The organism is Streptomyces sporangiiformans, assembly GCF_005768555.2.
Classification (GTDB): Bacteria; Actinomycetota; Actinomycetes; order Streptomycetales; family Streptomycetaceae; genus Streptomyces; species Streptomyces sporangiiformans.
The window spans coordinates 20,326-39,566 of the sequence record NZ_VCHX02000047.1 but is presented as its reverse complement, the minus strand read 5'-3'; the positions used below and the strand labels follow the sequence as shown (position 1 = coordinate 39,566).

The window sequence follows — 19,241 nt, the reverse complement described above, 5'->3', positions numbered from 1 at the left end:
GATGTCCAGGATCGTGGTGGACTTCGACCGTTGTGAGGGGCACGGGCTGTGTGAGCAGACCGCGCCCGAGGTCTTCCGGCTGGACGACGAGGGCGAGCTGCACCTGACCCACGAGGATGTGGCCCCGGAGGACGAGAGGGCCGTCGCCGCCGCCGTACGGGTGTGCCCCGTCGCGGCGCTGAAGGTACAGCCGTGAGGCGGATAGTTGTCGTCGGCGGGTCCATCGCCGCGCTGACGGCGGCGGAGAGCCTCCGGGCCGAGGGCTTCGACGGACAGGTGACCGTCCTGTCCGAAGAACCTCACCAGCCCTACTCCCGCGTCCCGCTGTCCAAGGGCGTCCTCGCCGGCCGGGAACCCGCGGAATCGGCCCTGCTCCCCGCGCCGGGCGAGGACATCGAGTTCCGTACTGGGGCGCGGGCCGTACGGCTGGACGCCCGCGGCCGCACGGTGGCGCTGGCCGACGGTGCCGAGGTGCCGTACGACGGGCTGGTCGTCGCCACCGGGGCAAGGGCACGCCGCCTGACTGGCGGCGCCGACCTGGTGGTGCGCACCCTGGACGACGCCGAGGCCCTCGCCTCCCGGCTGGCCACGGCCCGCAGCGCCATCGTGCTGGGCGGCGGCTTCCTCGGCATGGAGGTCGCCACGACCTGCCGCGCACTCGGCTTGGAGGTCACCGTGGTCGACCTCGTCCCGCCGCTGCTCAGGCTGCTCGGGCCGTGGCTGGCCGATCTCGCCGTCGAGGCCGCGCGGGACCACGGCATACGTGTCCGTGTTGCGCCGGACGGCGTCACCATGGTGGGCGAACACCGCGTGCGCTGCGGCGAGTCGGTCCTGGAGGCCGACGTGATCGTGTGCGCGGTGGGCGACGTGCCGAACACCGAATGGCTGAGGGACTCCGGCCTTCCGCTGGACGCCGGCGGTGGCCTGATCGCCGACGCGTGCTGCCGCGTCGCTCCCGGCGTGGTCGCCGCCGGTGACGTCGTGTCACGGCAGGGACGCCGAACTCCCCACTGGACCAACGCTGTCGAGCAGGGCCGGGCAGCCGCGGTCGGCCTGCTGCGGGGCGCGTCGGCGCGGCCGTACCGACCGGACCCGTACTTCTGGACCGAGCAGTCCGGACTCGACATCAAGATCAGCGGCGAACTGCCGCTCACCGGGGCCCCCGACATCCTCGCCGGCTCGGTGAGCGACCGCAGCGTGCTCCTCCAATGGCACCACGACGGGGGCACGGCCACAGCCGTCGCCGTCAACCACCGCCTCCCCGTCATCAAACTCAAGCGACTCGGCGCCGGGGTTCCCGCCCCTGCCCCAGCCCGTGCGTAAGGACGTCACCATGGCTCACCCGCACCACGCCCCCTACGATCCGATCGATCCTGCCCACCACGCCGATCCCGCGGCCCGGCTCGCCGAAGCCCGTGACCGCTGCCCGGTGTCCCAGCCTCGCCCCGGTGTGCACTTCCTCGCCCGCCACGAGGACGCACGGGACGTGCTCACCGACCACGAGACATACCCGTCCGTCGACAACTTCGCCCTGGAAGGCGGCACCAGGACGGCCGACCTCCCCGCGGTTCCGATCACCATGGCGGACCCGCCCTACCACACGGCGCTGCGCGGGCGTCTCAGGCGCTGGTTCGCTCCGGCCCGGCTCCGCGCGCAGGAACCGCGCGTGCGTGAGATCGTGGCCGATGTCCTGGATGCCTGGCAGCCCGGTCAGAAGGCCGAGATCTACACCGACCTGGCCCGTCAGATCCCGACCCGGGTCGTGTACGCCTTCCTCGGTCTGCCGGAGCAGGACTGGGAGCGTCTGCACCAGTGGGCCGATGCGATCGACGACATCCTCCCCGAACTCCGCACCGACATGCCGGAGTTCCTGGCCCTCACCGGCTATCTCGGAGAGCAGCTCGCCGCCCGCGCCGCCGCCCCGCCCACCGGGGCGGACGTCCTGGACGGTCTCGCGCACCCCGCCGACGGCGAGACACCGCTCACCCCGGTAGAGGCCGTCATCCACTCCTTCCAGCTGATCCTGGCCGGCACGGACACCACCGCCAGTCTGATCACCAATCTGCTCCACGAGCTGCTCGTCGACCGCACCCGCTGGGAACGCCTCATCGCCGACCGGTCGCTCGTCCCCGCCGCGATCGAGGAGTCACTGCGCCACGACGCGCCCCTGCAGTACGTGCTGCGTACGGTCACGCAGGAACAGGAGATCTCCGGCTGTCCCGTGAAGCCCGGCGACCGCCTCGCCGTCAGCCTCCAGTCCGCCAACTGGGACGAACGGGCCTGGGGCGCCGACGCCGCGGACTACTCGCTGGACCGGCCCATGGGACAGGCCACCACCATGACCTTCGGATACGGCATCCACACCTGCCTCGGCGCGCCGCTGGCCCGACTTCAGGCCCGCGTCGTCCTGGAGCAGTTGCTGGACCGCTTCCCCGAACTGCGGCTCGCTCCCGGCTACCACCGCGAGCCGCCTGAGGGCCTGGTCATGATCCGCCGCCCGGCCCGACTCGACGTCGTGCTCTGACGTTCGGCAGCCGAGTGTCCCTCCCGGACGCCGACCACCACGAAGGCAGGCATCGCCGCTACGGTCCGCCCTCGCACCGTCGAGGCCGAGCCAGCTGCTGAAGGGCGTGCCCGCCTTCGAAACCCAAGGAATCGCCCAGACCCCATGCTCCGCAACCGGGTCGCTCGGACAACCGGTCGGAACACTGCAATCACTACCATCCCTCGCGTGAAGCCCCGGCCCTCTGGTGAGGGCATCTATGGGACAGATGACCCCTTCCGGATTATCGGCCGCATGGAATCCGAACGTCCACGTGGGTTGGCTCCCAGTCATCTCTGATTCCCACACCTCCACGCCGGATGTCCGGCTCTGAAGACCGACAGCCGCCTTGACGGCCGAGTCGCCCCCCGGCGCGACGGCAAAGTCTTGCCACCCCCCATCGCCCCAGCGGAATGGAGTTTCAGCATGTCCGAATCCGTAGCCGCAGCAGTCGGCACCGCCCCTGCAGAGCAGAGACCGTCCGGCCCTGCCCACCTGGTGCGCGTCTTCCTCCTGATGGCCGGCAGCTGCCTGCCGGTCATGGGTGCCATCCTCATCGCCCCGGTGCTGCCGAGGATGCAGGCCCACTTCGCCGCCGTGCCCGGCGTCGAGGCGCTGGTCGCGCTGGCCCTCACCGCACCGGCCCTCTCGCTGGCGCTGCTGGCACCCTTCGCGGGCGTCATCGTGGACCGGCTCGGACGCAAGCGCCTGCTCGTGGTCGCGACCGTGCTGTACGCGGTGTTCGGCACCACCCCGCTGTGGCTCGACTCGCTGCCCGGCATCATCGCCAGCCGCGCCCTGGTCGGAGTCACCGAGGCCGCCATCCTGACCTGCTGCACCACGCTGATCGGCGACTACTACTCCGGCCGCGTCCGGGACCGGTATCTGGCGCTGCAGACGATGTGCGCCTCCGCCTCGGCGACCGCGTTCTTCGTCATCGGAGGCGCGGTCGGCTCCGCCGGCTGGCGGGCGCCGTTCTGGATCTACGCCGTCAGCCTGCTACTCGCCCCAGCCATGGCCGCCTTCCTGCCCAAGCCCACCGGCTCGGCCGAGACCGAGGCCACCGCCGATGCGGGAAACCGTCCCTACCCGTGGCGACCGCTGCTGGGAATCTGCGCCATCTCCGTCTTCGGCGGTGTGGTGTTCTACGCCGTCCCGGTGGAGATGGCGTTCCTGATGGACGGCCTGGGCGTGAAGAACCCGGGCATGATCGGGCTGGCCACCGCCGTCGCGAGCGCCGCCACCGTGGCCGGCGCGATCACTTTCACACGTCTGCGCCGATCCGCTGAGCTCATGCTGCCCGTAATCTTCGCCATCTGCGCCGCCGGATTCGCCGTGATCGCTTTCGCGGGCAACCCTGTGGTGCTGATCATCGGCGCTGTCGCCAACTGCTTCGGCACCGGCCTGCTGCTGCCGTCCATGCTCACCATCGCCATGTCGAAGCTCGAGTTCGCCGACCGAGGTCGCGGCACCGGACTGTGGACCGCCGCGTTCTTCATCGGCGCGTTCCTCTGCCCGCTGGTGCTGCTCGCCCTCTCCAGCGCAGTCGGCGGCCTGGCCACCGCAGTCGGGCTGCTCGGCGCCGCCGCGATCGTCATGGCCGCGGGACTGGCACTGACCGCCCGACACCGGACCCCGAGCGGCGGCCACCGCCTGCCACAGCAACAGACCGGCTGACCGCCCGCCTGCCAGGAACGGGTCTGTCCAGCCAACGTCCCTGTCAGAAGGGCAACAGCGTAGAGATTCGCCTGCCCTACACCATCGAAGTGGAGGGCACGTAGAAGCCCGCCCGCGTTGCCTCCGCGATCCACCGCCACTACGCGTAGCGGCATCCCGCAGCCGTCCCTTCCCCCTTGCCCCCGATACGAGGCGATGCCGTATGCGATCCTCACTGTTCACCGACGACCACGAGGACTTCCGGTCCATGGTCCGCGACTTCGTCGACCGCGAGATCGCCCCGCACGTGGAGGAATGGGAGCAGGCGGGCCGCATCGACCCGAAGCTGATGACCAAGGCAGGCGGCCTGGGACTGCTCGGCCTCGCGGTGCCCGAGGAGTACGGCGGCGGAGGCACGGGCGACTACAGGTTCCGCTGTGTGCTCATCGACGAGCTCGCCAGGGTGGGCGCGGCGGCGGTGAACGCCGCGTTCGGCGGCTTCGACGATCTCGTCGCACCATATCTGGCAGACCTCGGTACAGACGAACAGAAACGTCGATGGCTGCCCGGTCTCTGCTCGGGTGAACTCCGCAGCGCCATCGCCATGACCGAGCCCGAGGCCGGCAGCGACCTGCGCGGTATCAGGACCACGGCGGTGAGCCAGGGCGGCCACTGGGTCCTGACCGGCAGCAAGACGTTCATCACCGGCGGCGCGCACGCCAACGTCGTGGTGACCGTCGCACGCACCCGGGAACGTGAGTTCAGCCTGTTCCTCGTCCAGGACGGGATGCCCGGGTTCACGCGGGGCCGCTGCCTGGACAAGCTCGGGCAGCGCGGTGAGGACGTGTCCGAGCTGTTCTTCGACGACGTACGCGTACCGGCGGAGAACCTGCTGGGCACCGAAGGCGCCGGACTCCGGCACCTAATGCAGCGGCTGCCCAAGGAGCGCATGTCCATCGCGTACTACGGCCTGGCCGCGGCCGAGGCCGCCCTGTCCTGGACGCTCGCGTATACCGGGGAACGGCGAGCCTTCGGCCGGCCTGTCGCGGACTTCCAGAACACGAGGTTCACGCTCGCCGAGCTGTCGACAGAGATCGACGTCACCCGTGCCTACCTGGACCAGTGTGTACTCGCCCTCAACACGGGCACGCTGACCGCCGTCGACGCCGCCAAGGCGAAGTGGTGGGCCACCGAACTGCAGAACCGCGTCATCAACCGCTGTCTCCAACTGCACGGCGGCTACGGGTACATGCGCGAGTACCCGATCGCCCGGGCCTACGCCGACGCCCGTGTCACCACCATTTACGGGGGCACCACCGAAATCATGAAGGAGATCGTCGGGCGGCATCTGGTGAGCGATGTCTCTTCGCGTGATGGTGGAGTCAGACACCACCGATGACCGGATGAGGACACACATGGGCCAGGAGCCCGCTCACACCGTCTCCGACATTGCCCGATGCTCGGGACTCCCCACGCTCCCTGATCTGGCGCTTGCTGGTCAGGGGGCTTCTGGCGTTGCCCCTCGATTCCGCGGCGCTTCGAGAGAGGAAGTCGGCAACTCGCACCTCCCAGCGGCACGGCCTGCCACCGCGTACCTGTGGTCAGGGCATCGATCGCGCTCCGCGCGCTTCTTACGCATAGCTGTGGCGATGACGCACGTATGACGCACGAGGCTCTCTGCGACGTCTGTATTTCGCCCTCGAGACCGCCTCTGACGCGACTGGTCACCCTCGCCACGATGCAGGCCATACTCGGCTACACCTCCCGAGGCCAAATGGCTCCGCCATGCCCGTGCCCACCTGCGCCACCTCTTCCCCTACTGCCCCAGCAGATCATCTAGTTCGCTTGATCACCTTTGCCATCGAACTTAGTCGCCGCTGGCCAGAAGCTCCTCGCCGACTAAGTTCGATGGCAAAGGACAGTCGGTGGCCCCCGTCACCCGTACGGCGTGGTGCGCCACTTCCGGGGTACCCGCTCGCGGACGAAAGGAGCCATTCATGCCCCTCACCTTCCGCAAGAGCTTCCGGATCCTGCCGGGAGTGCGCCTGAACATCAACCGGCGCTCCTGGTCGATCACCACGGGCGGCCGGCACGGGCCGCGGCGCACCCACAGCAGCACCGGGCGCCGGACCACGTCGATGGATCTGCCCGGGCCCTTCGGGTGGCGCAAGACGCACACCGCCACCAGGCGCCGCCGCGGCGGCATCCTCGCCGGGCGCCGTCGGGGCGGCACCCTCCTCACCAGGCGCCACAGGGGTCACTCCTGAAGGACCGTCACCCCAATGGACCCCTCGAGAGGCGGAATCTCATATCTGAGATAGCCTGCCTCTATGGCAGACGACTACCTCGTACGCATCGGCAAGCTCATCCGTGACGCCCGTCAGCACCGTGGCTGGACACAGACGCAGCTGGCCGAGGCGCTCGGCACCAGTCAGAGCGCCGTGAACCGCATCGAGCGCGGAAACCAAAACATCAGCCTTGAGATGATCGCCCGAATCGGTGAAGCCCTGGACAGCGAGATCGTCTCGCTGGGATACGCGGGTCCGATGCATCTGAGGGTGGTCGGCGGCCGTCGGCTCTCCGGCTCCATCGACGTGAAGACCAGCAAGAACGCATGCGTGGCACTGCTGTGCGCCACCCTCCTCAACAAGGGGCGCACCGTGCTGCGCCGCGTGGCCCGCATCGAGGAGGTGTACCGCCTTCTGGAGGTGCTCGGCTCCATCGGCGTGCGCACCCGGTGGGTCAACGGCGGGGTGGATCTGGAGATCGTGCCCCCGGCGGACCTCGACCTGGACGCCATCGACGCGGAGGCGGCCCGCCGTACGCGCTCGATCATCATGTTCCTCGGCCCGTTGCTGCACCGCCTGGACCACTTCAAGCTGCCGTACGCGGGCGGTTGCGACCTCGGTACGCGGACCATCGAGCCGCACATGATCGCGCTGCGCCGGTTCGGTCTGGAGATCGCCGCCACCGAGGGGCTCTACCACGCCCAGGTGAACCGGTCGGTCTCCCCCGCCCGGCCGATCGTGCTCACCGAGCGCGGCGACACGGTGACCGAGAACGCGCTGCTCGCCGCCGCCCGCCACGACGGCGTGACCGTCATCCGCAACGCGTCCTCCAACTACATGGTCCAGGACCTGTGCTTCTTCCTGGAGGCGCTGGGCGTACGCGTCGAGGGCATCGGCACCACGACACTCACCGTGCACGGCATGCCCACCATCGATGTGGACGTGGACTACTCGCCCTCGGAGGACCCGGTCGAGGCGATGAGCCTGCTGGCCGCCGCCGTCGTCACCGAGTCCGAGCTGACGGTCCGTCGTGTACCCATCGAGTTCCTGGAGATCGAGCTCGCGGTGCTGGAGGAGATGGGCCTCGACCATGACCGTACGCCGGAGTACTTCGCGGACAACGGCCGGACGCGACTGGTCGACCTGACGGTCCGGCCCTCCAAACTGGAGGCGCCGATCGACAAGATCCACCCGATGCCGTTCCCGGGACTGAACATCGACAACGTCCCGTTCTTCGCGGCCATCGCGGCCTCGGCCCAGGGCAAGACGCTGATCCACGACTGGGTCTACGACAACCGTGCGATCTACCTGACCGATCTCAACCGACTCGGCGGGCGACTCCAACTCCTCGACCCGCACCGGGTGTTGGTCGAGGGCCCGACCCGCTGGCGCGCCGCCGAGATGATGTGCCCGCCCGCCCTGCGGCCGGCCGTGGTCATCCTGCTGGCGATGATGGCGGCCGAGGGGACATCGGTGCTGCGGAACGTGTACGTCATCAACCGCGGCTACGAGGACCTGGCCGAACGGCTCAACACGGTCGGGGCGCAGATCGAGATCTTCCGGGACATCTGAAGACCCCTTCGAAGGAAAGCCACCGCACCCCGCTTGACCTGTATGAATGAGGGTCCGGGCAGGGTGCGGCGGCACTTCTGGGGCTTCGCTGGGACTTTGGGCACCGACTGTTCGTTCCACTCACACCGGTGATCATCCACGACCTGACCCGGGAGATCGACCGCTGGCCACGCTTCGTCCCCACTCATCGCCCAGGCGCTGGCAGACGTCGCCACCATCAGCCTGCTGCAACAGCGCACCGCTCAGCGCAGCACGGTGCTCAACGAGCAGCTGCAGACGGCGCTGAACAGCCGGGTGCTGATCGAACAGGCCAGCTCCGAACCCCCCGCCGGTCTGAGGACCTGACCCACACTCGGTGCCGGCCGCGATGAACAGCATCCGCAGCGCGAAGGCGATTGCGTGCATGGGGACGGAACGGGATCGCCCCGGTCCTCAGGGCCCTGCCGGCCGGCAGGGAACGGCCCCCGCGGGTACATCCGGACGGCCGGATGCACCGTCCCCTGGTGGTCCGGTGGTGGTCCGGCGCCGCCCGTGCACCCGGGATGTCGTCACGGTGCCGTCCCCCGATCGTGGCTGTCGGCCATGGCCTGCTCGCGCAGGCGTGCACAGATGCGGGTGATCAGCCGGGAGACGTGCATCTGCGAGAGACCGAGCTGCAGCGCGATGCGGTCCTGCGTCATCTCGCAGAAGAACCGCATGTAGAGAATCTGCCGTTCGCGTTCGGGCAGGGCCCGCAGCAACGGCCGGAGCGCCTCGCGGTTGACGATCAGGTCGAAGCCGGGGTCCAGGCCACCGAGGGTGTCGGTCAGTGGAGTGCCGTCCGCGGAGCGGCCGGGCGCAGCGTCCAGGGACAGGGCGGCGAAGCTCCCCAGCGCCCCCTGGCCCACTCGTACCTCCGCCTCGGTCAGGCCGGTGTGCGCCGCGATCTCGTGGACGGAGGGTTCGTGGCCGTCCCGCGACGAGCACTCATGGCCGGCGGAGCGGACCCGGCCGCGTAGTTCCTGTACGCGCCGCGGCACATGCACGACCCAGAGTTCGTCACGGAAGTGCCGCTTCACCTCGCCGAGGATCGTCGGTATGGCAAAGCCCGGGAAGGCGGTGCCGCGACTGGGGTCGAAGCGGGCTACCGCCTTGACCAGGCCGAGTTGGGCGACCTGTTTGAGATCCTCGAAGGTCTCGCCGCGATGGCGGAAGCGCCGGGCGAGCCGTACGGCCATCGGCATCCAGGCACACACCACCTCCTGCCGCAGCGCGGACCTCTCCGGGCCGTCCGGCAGGGCGGCGATACGGCGAAAGGCGGCATCGGTGTCCGGTGCGTCGTCGTAGGGGCGTGCGCTTCGTGGGCTCCGCGTGCGTGTGTGCGGCATGGGCCCGTGTCTCCCCTGATCGGTGGCGTCGCTCACAGTGGGAGCCGGCAGACCGCATCGCGTTGGGGAGCAGCGACAGCTGCTCCCACGGGCGTGCCTCCGGTCCGAAGCACCTCGGACGGGTTCCCGGGCAGCCCGCCTTCAAACAGGGCAACCGACTTCCGGCGAAGTGTCGACAGCGAAGCAGTGATCAGGCAGTACGGACGAGGAACCACTTGACCGGTGTTTGGGATCCACGACGCGGGCAACACAACAGGCACGTCCGACGGCCGTCCTGGACGAAGGCACCGGAGAGTTGGGCCTACAGCTCCCGGTGCCGTCCGCTGGGCACGTAGTCCGTCATCTCCGGTCCGCCGCGTGGAGGCGCCGCAGTGCTCGGCGCAGCTCGCGCTGTATTGGTTCCGGGAGCGACCGGTCCTTCGTCGTGGCGACCAGAGCCGCGGCCACGTCCCGGAGCTTGATGTTGCAATGCTGCGACACGCCCACCAGCAGGTCCCAGGCTCTCTCGCTGGAACACGGCGCCAGGGCCATCACCATGCCGCGCGCCTGGTCGATCACCGCATGGCTCGCCATCGCTCGCCCCAGCTGCTCGTTCTTGGCGCGCAGTTCGACGACCTCGGCCAGCAGAGCCGCATCCCCCGCTGAAGGCACAGTCCTCAACAACCGCTGTTCCACACGGGGCGGGGTCACCTGGTGCATGGTCCGTACCTCACAGAGCAGTCATCCCGTTCATAGGTGGTCAGCGACGCGCCAGTTGCCGTTCTCCGGCCGCACCGGGCTTGTAGGCCAGTCCGTAGTGCTTGAAGATCGCTTCCTCCTGCCCGGCGAGCAGCACGTCGTCGGTGCCGATCGAAGGGGCCTGCTTCACCAGCGTTCTGACATAGCCGACCCTGAGATAGCCCGGCCCGGCGATCGCGTTCTCGATGGGGACGAAGACCAGACGGTGCCGGGTGGGCAGTCCGGTCCGTACCGTGGCCATCGCCGGCTCGTCGGTGGTGGTGTCCACATAGACCGCCTCAAGGACACCGATCTTGCGTGACTCGGCGTCAACGACATCGCGGTTGCGCCATTCTCGGACGTCGGCTGCGTGAATCATGGTCTCTCCCTAGTTGGACAACCTGCCTGGGGATCGTGAGTCGCACCCCTGGTCTTGCGCGTGAAATGGCCGCAGCGCACGACGCGGCGCCGCTGCATCCGCACCGGGAACGGCTTGCCCTCCCAGGCGGCGCCGCGGGCCTGGTCGATGACCGCACGGCCGGCCGGCGCCCGCCGCAGCTGCTGGTTCCCGGCTCGCAGTGCGACGGCATCCTGTGCCGCAGGCGCGTTCCCCCACGCGGCCTCGGCCCGCAGATCCCGCCGCTCCTTGGACCACTTCACGGCTCACCCGCGGCGTTCGCGGTCCCGACGGTCCTCGCGCCTCCAGCGCGCCCGGTGCTGACGGCTGTAGCGGCGCTCCCAGCGTTCCTGACGATTCCGGCGCTCCTGGTAGTCCCGGTAGTCCCCGAGACCGGAACTGCCGCTACGACTCCGGCCTCCGCCACGGTCGCGGCCTTGGCGGGTGACGCCGTAGACCAGCACCGCCGCGGCCACCCACCAGATGGGATCGAGGAAGCCGAAGCCGAACAGGACCGCGATGAGGATGAGGAGCAGGACGAACACGGTGGGCCTCCCCGGGAGCGTGACACAGCGTCGATACCGGGGACTGGGGCCTCACCCCACAGCGTAGCCCTGCTCAAAGGTTGCGGATACCGTGCGACGTCACCGCGTCCTGCCTTGCGTGGATGGCTGCTTGACACCTGTCGGGAAACTGCCGCAAGGGCTAGCGTGCGAGATGCCGCCCCTGCCCCCGGCAGCGCCGCACCGCCAGCGCGCTCCCCAGGGGGCGCACCCTGCGCATCGGTGCCGGAACCCGCCGCGTCACGAGCGAGGCCGTTCCCGCACGCGTCCATCGTCACGTGATCCTGGCGTGTCCCCGTTGTGCTCCAAGCGGGCACCGATCTGCTGCCCGCCGCGTCGCACGTATCCCACAGGCGGTACACATGTACGCGCTGATCCTCCCCGCTTCGACCCCCTTCGTGTTGCTTGCCATCGTGATGGCCCTGTCCTGGTGGGAGGACCACATCCTGCCGACGCCGCCGGCCGAGCCGGCCGAAGCCCCCACCGAGGCTCCGTTCATCCCGGCGGCCCCTGCCCAGCCCTCAGAACTCCCTCCTTCTGCTGATCCTGGTGGTCTTCGGGTTCGGCTTCACCATGCAGCCCCTGTGGTGGGTCGCGGCCGTCCTGCTGGCCCTCGGGCTCGTCGGCTTCGCCGTGCGCGGACGCAGCGACGGCAGGCGCCGGCACAGCCGCGGCCGCAGATGACCCACTCCACGCCCCATCCCCCCGCGGGAACGACGTCCCGTGTGGTGCCCACGTCGCGTGGACGTCAGCCGGCCGGCCTCAACACTCAATGAGCCGACAGGAATGGGCGGCACTTCGGACGCGGACGGGTGCGGGGGGGCGCGGGTTGAAGGGGCGCTTCGGGCCCGGAGTACGCCCGTGCCGTCGCCCGCCACGACGGCGGTGTCCGGGCAGCCGAGCGGGAACTCGGCGAGCGCGTCGAGCGGCACGTTCCCTCACGGAGCGGCCGCTGTCCCCGAGGCCCGCGAACAGGGACGCACTGCCGGCGTGCCTGGTAAGGGACCGCGTCTTCCCCATCGGCGAACAGTTCGAGGACCAGATCACCGCCCTGCCACACGGCGCCTCACTGGCTCGACGTGTGCCGGCTGCGGCGGCACGACGGTTCGGGGCCGCGTCTCACCTGCGCCGTCTCAGTGTGTGTGCCACCCGCGGGAGTTCTTCGTACAGCAGTCGGCCGACCAGCGCCCCGCCGAAGACGACGACACCCACGCCGACCAGCCAGGACTGGATGACCAGGACGGTTCCCACGGGGCCGTAGGTGACGGCGTTGGATGCGATCAACGGCGAGAAGACGATCCTGGAGAAGACCCTCAGGCCGAGCAGCCCGACCACGGTGGCCACGGCGCCGGGCAATAGCGCACGCCAGAGGATCCTCCCGCCGAGCAGCAGGTGCTGGGACCACCAGAGGAGCAGCACGGCGCTCAGTGAGGCCACGGCCCCACCTGCCAGGGGTAGGCGGCGCAGCGTGGTGGTGGCGGAGACGAAGAGGTATCCGGTGAGGACGCCGAGCCACACCACATGCCGCCACCTGGCCCACCAGCGGGCCGGCGGCACGTCCCAGACCTTCTCGTAGCCGGTCTGCACCGCCGCCCCGAAGGTCAGGCCGAACACGGCAAGGGCTGCGATACCGAACGCGGTCGTGGTCCGCAGGGCCTGGCCGGGCCTGGTGAACAACTGCTCGACCCGTTGCATGGAGGCCGCGGATACGCCGAGCCCTTCCCCCAGCCACTGCGCGAACCCCCGCCCATGCTCGGGATCGGCAGAGGAGACGATGATCAGCAGCGGCACCAGCGTGAGCAACCCCAGCGCGGCAAAGCCCAGCGAAGGCGACCACAGCTCGATGCTCCTGCCCCGCCGCCACCCGCGCCCGACCGGCGAACGGCTGATCACACGGCGCAGCCGCCCGAACCAAGACGAACGGTCCGCGGCACCGGAAGGCTTCATAGGCATGCCTGTCGACTACCACGGTCGAGACCCTTTTCGCGCGAGGGCGCGACGCGGGGATTCCCACGTGACCAGGAAGAGCAAAGGGGTACCGGGCTCAAGGGCTGCGACTGCCCGCAGGGGGCAGCTCGCACCGGGCCGGGATCAGCGGCTCAGGAGGCAGGCCATGGTCAGGAATTGGTCTCGGCGCGCGAGATGAGGCCGACGATTCGGGCCCACATCTGCGGTGGGTTGGAGTACATCGGAAAGTGGGCGCAGTGGCTGATCTCGGCGAGTTCGACGCCGTCTTCGGCCAGGGTCGGGAGGTAGGACAGCGAGTTGTTCTGTTCTCCGTACATGAACATCCGGGGCAGGGGGAGTCCGAGGAACCGGTCGAGCAGCTTGCCGTGGTCGGAGAGGGCGACCATGGACTCGAAGATCGCCCTGACCGCTCCTGCTCGGACCTTGTGGGGAAGGCTAGCGGCGTACAGGCTGCCGGCGTGGAAGCGTGACCCGCCGACGCGTTCGGCGAACCGGGTGAGGAAGGCGTCGGGGTCGTCGTGGGCGTGGGTGACGATCTGTCGGCTGAGGAAGCAGTCCTCGGGGGCGAGGTTGCCCTCGATGTTGGTGAAGCTCGCGATCCTCTCGGGGTCGCTGTCCGCGAGCAGGAGTGCGGTCAGGCCGCCCATCGAGTGGCCGACGAGGTGGAACCGGTCGATCCCCCGCGCCCGGAGGACCTGCTCGGCGACGGAGACCAGGAATGGGACGGACGCGGCGTCGAGGTCCGCGCAGGTGGTGGCGCCGCAGCCCGCTGCGTCGTAGGCGAGGACGGGGTGGTCGGCGAGTCGTTCCTGCTGGATGACGTCCGCGTAGTCCTCCTTGGTCGAGCCGAAGCCATGGAGGAACACCAGGGGTGTGCCGGTGCCGTCGCGGTGGAGACCGGCCACGTCGATGCGGGTTCCTCCGACGGTGAGGGGGAGCGTGAAGGGTTCGAGCTTGTTGACGGGGCTCAACGTGCCTCCTCCTCGGGATTTGCCACGGCGAAGACCGGGTTGTCCGCCATCGACGTCACCGCCCGGCGCCTTCGAGGTCGTACAGCTCGAGCGTGCTACGGCCTTCCCGCACCCGCGCCATCAGCTCCCGCTCGTGCGCCACCCGGGCATCGGCACGGTCGAGGATCCGGTCGGCCTCGGCCGAGGGAAGAGCCACGACGCCGTCGCCGTCACCGACGACGAGGTCGCCGGTGCGGACCGTGATGCCGCCGACCGTGACGGGACGCCCGAACACGCCGCGGAAGTCCTTGCGGGTGCCGAGGATGGAGTCGTTGCGCGAGAACACCGGGAAGCCGAGCGCCTCGATCTCCGCGGCATCGCGTGCGCCGCCGTCGATGAGCAGTCCGGCCAGGCGGCGGTGCTGTGCGGCCACGGTGAGGACTTCGCCCCAGTGGCCGAAGCGGGCGCCGCCGAGGTCGGCCACCAGCACGGATCCGGGCGGGGCCTGGAGTACGGCGTGGTGCAGGGCGAGGTTGTCGCCTCCGGCGCCCTGCACGGTGAACGCCGGGCCGCACAGCCGGGCGCCGGCCCACAGCGACCGCAGCTCCGGGGAGAGGGCGATGCCGAGCTTGGACGCCTCCAGCAGCGTCGCGCTGGAGTGCCCGCGGGCGAGGTCGTGCGTGACCTCGCAGTTCGTGACGCCGTCGTTCACGAGGGGTCCTTCCGGGTCTGGAGCGCGTGATAGCCATGCCGGGCGCGCGCCTCGGCGAGCGTCGCACCGTCGCGGACGACCTGGACGATGGCTTCTTCGACGCGGTCGATGTGCCGTGCGAGGTCGGCGACTTCGTCCCAGCGGGCGGCCGGGACGACCACAGCACCGTCGTCGTCGGCCACGAGGATGTCGCCGGGGTGGATGACGACGCCGTCGATGGTGACGGCTGTCTGGACCGCGGCCACCCGGACCCGGTCCTTGCCGGTCCGCATGAACCGGGAGACCGACCAGACCGGGTAACCGGTGGTGTTCGCGACGGCGACGTCACGGCAGGTGCCGTGGATGACCGTGCCCGCGATGCCGCGCTCGTGGGCCGTCTCGCTCATGATGCCGCCCCACACCGTGCAGTCGGTGCGGCCCGCGTTGTCGATCAGGATCACCGCGCCGGCGGGGACGTCGTCGAGGAAGTCACCGACGGTGCCACCCGTCTCGTCGACCGGTTCGTAGGTCACGGTGAAGACCGGCCCGACGGTCCGCCGGCCCTGGTGCAGCGCGCCGATGCCGTGGAGGGAGCCGGGCAGCCCGAGCGAGTCGAGGGCGTCGGAGACCGACGCGGTGGACAGGTCGGCGCCACGGTCCGACAGGGAGGGAGCGCTGGTCATCACGCCGTCTCCTTCTCTCCGGCGAGGCGGGCGTCGTGCATGGCGTGGGAGAGGCGGGCCCCCGCGCGAACCTCGTCCGCGATCGCGCGCTCCCGCGCCACGATCCCGGTGGCGATTCCGGCAACCTCCGCGGCCCGCTCCCGCGGAACGACGACGAGACCCGTCTCGTCGGCGACCACGACATCGCCCGGCTCGACCGTGAGCCCCGCGACCTCGACGGACTCACCGGTGGAACGCTGCCGCAGCCTGCCCCGAGCCGTGGCCGGGATCGCACCGCGTGAGAACACTGGGAAGCCCAGCTCGCGGGCCTCCGCCACATCGCGGCACACGCCGTCGGCGACGACACCGCGAACGCCGCGCTGCGCCGCGCCCAGGCTCAGGATGCCGCCCCAGCAGGACACATCGGTGCGGCCCTGGTTGTCGACGACGATCACGCTCTGGTCGTCGGCCGTCTCGATGGCGGTGGTGGCGATGTGAGCGTCGGCCGGGCCGTCGGCACGCGGTTCGAGTTCGACGGTGACCGCGAACCCGACGACGGCCGCGGGTCCCCACACCGGGCGGATGCCGCCGACGCCGGCGGGCAGCCCGAGCTGGTCGAGCGCGTCGCTGACCGCCGCGGAGTCCAGCTCCGCGAAGCGATCCAGGAGAGATGAGTTGCTCATGTCTCCCACTGCAACAGCCTCCGGCTATATTCGGAAGGTCTGATTTCCTCTATCAGTAAGAGGCTTGGCGAATCATGGTCGAGATCCGGCAGGCGCGTTACTTCGTCACGGTGGCCGAGGAACTGCACTTCGGCCGGGCGGCGCAGCGGCTGCGGATGTCCCAGCCGCCGCTGTCCCAGGCGATCAAGCAGCTCGAACGGCAGCTGGGTTTCGAGCTGTTGCACCGCACCCAGCGGTCGGTCGCCCTCAGTACGGCCGGCGCCGTGTTCCTGGAGCGGTGCCGAGCGCTGATCCGCCAGGCCGAGGACGCCGAGATCGCCGCTCGGCACGCGGCCACCGGGCGTGGCGGGCGGCTGAGCCTGGGCGCCGTGGCCTCGGCGTTCTCCTGGCCCCTGCCGCTCGTACTCGAGCGGTTCCACGAGGCGCAGCCGGACATCGAGATCCGTACGCAGGAGATCGACACGCACGAGGCCGGGGCCGGACTGCTGGACCGGACGCTCGACTGGGCGATCGTGCGCCAGACCGCCCCGGTACGGGGCACCACGGCGACTTCGCTCTTCGTCGACCGGTTCGTCGCGGCGCTCCCCGCCGACCACCCCGCAGCCGGATCTGCGGGCCCACTGGATCTGGCGGAGCTCGCGGGCGACACGTGGGTGTGGCTCCACCGGCACATCTCGCCCGACTACCACGACGCGATGGCGGCCATGTGCCGGACCGCCGGCTTCAGCCCCGTCCCGGCTCACTGGGCGCGGTCGGTGACCTCCCAGATCGCCATGGTCGAGTGCGGCCTCGGCGTCACCGTCGTGCCCGCCGCGGCGTCCGGGACGCGGCCGGCCGTCGGGTTCAGACCACTGAGTCACGGAACGGCGACCATCGAGCTCACCGCCATGACCAGATCCGAACCCGACGCACTGGTCGAGCGCCTTACCGCGCTCGCGACGCGCCTGACCGCGGCACAAGGGCCCACGTGACGGGCCGGATGTAGCGGTCGGGGAAGTAGACCTTGCCGTTCTTCTGCAGGACCGCCGGGCCCTCGTTGACGTCAACCCTTGCTTCTCCCAGGCGAACTCCGGGGTGGACAGCAGCACCTGCTCTCCGGTGATCGTCCATGGGTGCTTCCGCCGCTTCGGCCCTCTGCGCGGGTGCGACCCCGCACCCACAACCAGCGCTACCAGGAACGCCGATTGGCGGGATGCCGGCGCCTGCCCCTGGAGGGCGGGCGGAGGTGGGAGTCCGCCGTGAGGCGCCGGCATCCCTGTCAGGTCAGCTCGTCACCCGGAAGGTGGCGTCGCTGCGCTCTGTCGCGGTGGTGATCGGGTCGAGACGCAGCTGGTACGCGTAGTGGCGGATGTACCGGTCGGGGTAGTTGTACGACTGGAACGACGACCAGGCCGAGTCGGCGAGCCCGGCGACCTTGCGGAAGGTGGCGTCCCCGGCGAACGCGGAGGTGCCGTCGTTGTAGGCCAGTTGGAAGTCGAATCCGGCGTGCCGCAGGAAGTACCCGGGGAAGTTCACCGACTCGAAGGAGACGGTGCCGGAGCCCGCCAGGCCGTTCCTCACCCGGAACTGGGCGTCCTGGGCGGGGCTGACGTTGGGGTCGATGCGCACGTCGAGGTTGGCGTGCCGCACGTACCGGTCCTGGAAGTTGAACGACTGCAGCCGGTTGACCGCCGTGTTGGGCCAGCGGGCCTGTACGCGGCTCTCCTCGGCGGCCGTGAGGTTCAGGATCGAGCCGTGGCGCTTCTTGGTGCCGCCCATGTTGTAGCTTCCCGACGCCGGGAGCCGGTAGGTGCCGGAGCTGGACGGGTTGGTCGTCAGGACCGGCATGTAACCGCGGCCCGATGCGTACTGGTCGAGGTACAGGGCCCACTCGTTGCGGTCCCTGAACTTCATCCACATCGGGCCTTCGACCTGGGAACCGGTCAGGCCGATGCCGGAGAGGTTGCCGAGGTTGGTCCACGTTCCCAGGATCGAGTTGCTGCCTTCGATCGTGATCTGGCCGTCGCCGGAGGACCGCACGTAGCGGTAGTTGCCGACACCTGCCGGCATCTCGACGATCTGGGTGTCGATGATGTTCTGAGTGCCGGGGCGGTCGATGTAGAGCTGCGGGGTGGTGATGGTGCGGAAGTCCGTCGTGCGTGCGTAGTAGATGCGGTGCTTCAGCACGCCGTTGAGCGTCGCGTTCGTCGCCCAGTACAGGACGTAGTCGTTGGTCGCGGGGTTCCAGATCGCCTCCGGCGCCCACGCGTTGCGCCCGTCGGGGATGGCGCCGGCGACGTTGAGCAGCCGCGGCGCCGACCAGTTGACGAGGTCTGTCGACTCCCACACCACGAGGTTGCGGCTGCCGTTGGACATGGAGTCCCCCCACGACTGCCCGCAGCCGATGCACAGGTCGGTCGCGATGATCCAGTACCGGTCACCGCCCGGAGAGCGGACCAGTGCGGGGTCGCGCACCCCGCGCGTGCCCACCGTGGAGCGCAGAGTCATCCCGCCGCCGTTGAGGTCGGTCCAGTTCAGGCCGTCCGCGCTGTGGGAGAAGTAGATCTGCTGACCGGTCGCACCCTCCCCGATGAAGTGCGTCATCAGGTAGCCCGGGTCCGCGGCTGCGGCCCGTTGAGGTGTGGTCACGACTTGGGCTGTGAAGAGCAGACAGGCGGCGACCAACATCGCTGCCAGCCGAGCGAGAACCGCGGACATGTGCATTCCCGTCTTTCTACAAGTGCCATGATCGGGTGAGAGTGAGGTCGAGGGGTGAGGCTCGGTCTCCGTGCCGTTGGGGCAGGACGGCTGGGCTGATCAGCGAAGCGATCAGTTCGAAATCTCGAACACTGTGCGCAACTTCGACCAGAAGATAGGTTTCGATCAAGAGCCCGTCAATGGAACCGGCCAGTTTGGCGCCAAATAATTTGCGCGCTCGCGGCGTCCCCTCGCTGGCGACACCTACACTCGGCTCCACCTCTGGGTGGCGTTGCCCAGAGCTGTCCACAGTTGCACCGGCGATCCGTTGGCCTTTGCGGCGAGGCAGTTGCCCGCGACGCGCGGTTAGGACGCGGCGCCGCCATGCCACCAGCGCGTTTCCGAAAGTGTTTCGTACGCCGCCCATCACCGGGTGTTGACGCGGCGGCGACTCCACAAGCCGACCAGCGGCACATTCCACACACTCATCAGCTGCCGAACTCGTTGTT

General features: G+C 69.6%; 18 protein-coding genes and 2 pseudogenes. 10 read left to right on the top strand and 10 right to left on the bottom strand.

Annotated elements, in window-relative coordinates; translation table 11 throughout:
• Position 1 precedes the first annotated feature (1 nt).
• The 8 genes and pseudogenes from FGD71_RS04040 to FGD71_RS48410 form a co-directional block, all read left to right on the top strand.
• Entirely contained in the window at positions 2-196 is a 195-nt protein-coding gene (locus FGD71_RS04040) for a ferredoxin (protein ID WP_119098985.1), read from the top strand.
• Positions 193-1,323, top strand: a complete 1,131-nt coding sequence (locus tag FGD71_RS04035; RefSeq protein ID WP_119098984.1) for an NAD(P)/FAD-dependent oxidoreductase — start codon at positions 193-195, stop codon at positions 1,321-1,323. Before FGD71_RS04040 ends, FGD71_RS04035 begins: the two co-directional genes overlap by 4 nt.
• Positions 1,324-1,333: 10 nt before the next feature.
• Positions 1,334-2,524 (top strand): cytochrome P450, encoded by a 1,191-nt coding sequence (locus FGD71_RS04030; RefSeq protein WP_240436381.1) that lies wholly within the window; start codon positions 1,334-1,336, stop codon positions 2,522-2,524.
• Between the two features lie 444 nt (positions 2,525-2,968).
• Positions 2,969-4,219 (top strand): MFS transporter, encoded by a 1,251-nt coding sequence (locus tag FGD71_RS04025; protein ID WP_119098983.1) that lies wholly within the window; start codon positions 2,969-2,971, stop codon positions 4,217-4,219.
• Between the two features lie 202 nt (positions 4,220-4,421).
• Positions 4,422-5,597 (top strand): acyl-CoA dehydrogenase family protein, encoded by a 1,176-nt coding sequence (locus tag FGD71_RS04020; protein ID WP_119098982.1) that lies wholly within the window; start codon positions 4,422-4,424, stop codon positions 5,595-5,597.
• Between the two features lie 598 nt (positions 5,598-6,195).
• Positions 6,196-6,390 (top strand): annotated as a pseudogene (locus FGD71_RS04010) (DUF4236 domain-containing protein); the annotation flags it as partial.
• A gap of 138 nt (positions 6,391-6,528) precedes the next feature.
• Positions 6,529-8,058: a helix-turn-helix domain-containing protein gene (locus tag FGD71_RS04005; protein ID WP_119098981.1), complete on the top strand. Its 1,530-nt coding sequence runs from the start codon at positions 6,529-6,531 to the stop codon at positions 8,056-8,058.
• Between the two features lie 125 nt (positions 8,059-8,183).
• A pseudogene (locus FGD71_RS48410) lies at positions 8,184-8,379 on the top strand (transcriptional regulator); the annotation flags it as partial.
• Positions 8,380-8,606: 227 nt separating this feature from the next.
• On the opposite strand, the gene FGD71_RS03995 reads toward FGD71_RS48410, so the two are convergent.
• From FGD71_RS03995 to FGD71_RS03975, 4 genes are all read right to left on the bottom strand, one after another.
• Positions 8,607-9,425, bottom strand: a complete 819-nt coding sequence (locus FGD71_RS03995; RefSeq protein WP_119098980.1) for a SigB/SigF/SigG family RNA polymerase sigma factor — start codon at positions 9,423-9,425, stop codon at positions 8,607-8,609.
• 339 nt (positions 9,426-9,764) lie between these two features.
• The gene (locus FGD71_RS03990) at positions 9,765-10,124 is read right to left on the bottom strand and encodes an ANTAR domain-containing protein (protein ID WP_119098979.1); all 360 of its coding nucleotides are present in this window, start codon (positions 10,122-10,124) and stop codon (positions 9,765-9,767) included.
• A gap of 40 nt (positions 10,125-10,164) precedes the next feature.
• Entirely contained in the window at positions 10,165-10,521 is a 357-nt protein-coding gene (locus FGD71_RS03985) for a PRC-barrel domain-containing protein (protein ID WP_119098978.1), read from the bottom strand.
• A gap of 284 nt (positions 10,522-10,805) precedes the next feature.
• Positions 10,806-11,084: a hypothetical protein gene (locus FGD71_RS03975; protein WP_119098977.1), complete on the bottom strand. Its 279-nt coding sequence runs from the start codon at positions 11,082-11,084 to the stop codon at positions 10,806-10,808.
• Positions 11,085-11,651: 567 nt separating this feature from the next.
• On the opposite strand from FGD71_RS03975, the gene FGD71_RS03970 reads away from it, so the two are divergent.
• Positions 11,652-11,786, top strand: a complete 135-nt coding sequence (locus FGD71_RS03970; RefSeq protein ID WP_119098976.1) for a hydrophobic protein — start codon at positions 11,652-11,654, stop codon at positions 11,784-11,786.
• Between the two features lie 435 nt (positions 11,787-12,221).
• Here the strand turns inward: FGD71_RS03970 and FGD71_RS03965 are convergent, their stop codons facing one another.
• The 5 genes from FGD71_RS03965 to FGD71_RS03945 all read right to left on the bottom strand — a co-directional run bounded on the left by FGD71_RS03965 (position 12,222) and on the right by FGD71_RS03945 (position 16,056).
• Positions 12,222-13,055, bottom strand: coding sequence for a YihY/virulence factor BrkB family protein (locus FGD71_RS03965; RefSeq protein WP_119098975.1), 834 nt, complete (start codon positions 13,053-13,055; stop codon positions 12,222-12,224).
• A 164-nt stretch (positions 13,056-13,219) separates the two neighbouring features.
• Complete coding sequence (locus FGD71_RS03960) at positions 13,220-14,041, bottom strand: alpha/beta fold hydrolase (RefSeq protein ID WP_119098974.1); 822 nt, start codon at positions 14,039-14,041, stop codon at positions 13,220-13,222.
• 55 nt (positions 14,042-14,096) lie between these two features.
• Positions 14,097-14,732 carry an RraA family protein gene (locus tag FGD71_RS03955; protein ID WP_119098973.1) on the bottom strand — a complete coding sequence of 212 codons (636 nt, stop codon included), beginning with the start codon at positions 14,730-14,732 and terminating at the stop codon, positions 14,097-14,099.
• Entirely contained in the window at positions 14,729-15,394 is a 666-nt protein-coding gene (locus FGD71_RS03950; protein ID WP_119098972.1) for an RraA family protein, read from the bottom strand. Before FGD71_RS03950 ends, FGD71_RS03955 begins: the two co-directional genes overlap by 4 nt.
• The gene (locus tag FGD71_RS03945; protein WP_205571089.1) at positions 15,394-16,056 is read right to left on the bottom strand and encodes an RraA family protein; all 663 of its coding nucleotides are present in this window, start codon (positions 16,054-16,056) and stop codon (positions 15,394-15,396) included. Before FGD71_RS03945 ends, FGD71_RS03950 begins: the two co-directional genes overlap by 1 nt.
• 74 nt (positions 16,057-16,130) lie before the next feature.
• On the opposite strand from FGD71_RS03945, the gene FGD71_RS03940 reads away from it, so the two are divergent.
• Entirely contained in the window at positions 16,131-17,027 is an 897-nt protein-coding gene (locus tag FGD71_RS03940) for a LysR substrate-binding domain-containing protein (protein WP_119098970.1), read from the top strand.
• Positions 17,028-17,319: 292 nt separating this feature from the next.
• Here the strand turns inward: FGD71_RS03940 and FGD71_RS03935 are convergent, their stop codons facing one another.
• A complete protein-coding gene (locus tag FGD71_RS03935; RefSeq protein WP_119098969.1) occupies positions 17,320-18,753 on the bottom strand; it encodes a glycoside hydrolase family 43 protein in 1,434 nt (477 codons plus the stop codon).
• Positions 18,754-19,241: the final 488 nt, after the last annotated feature.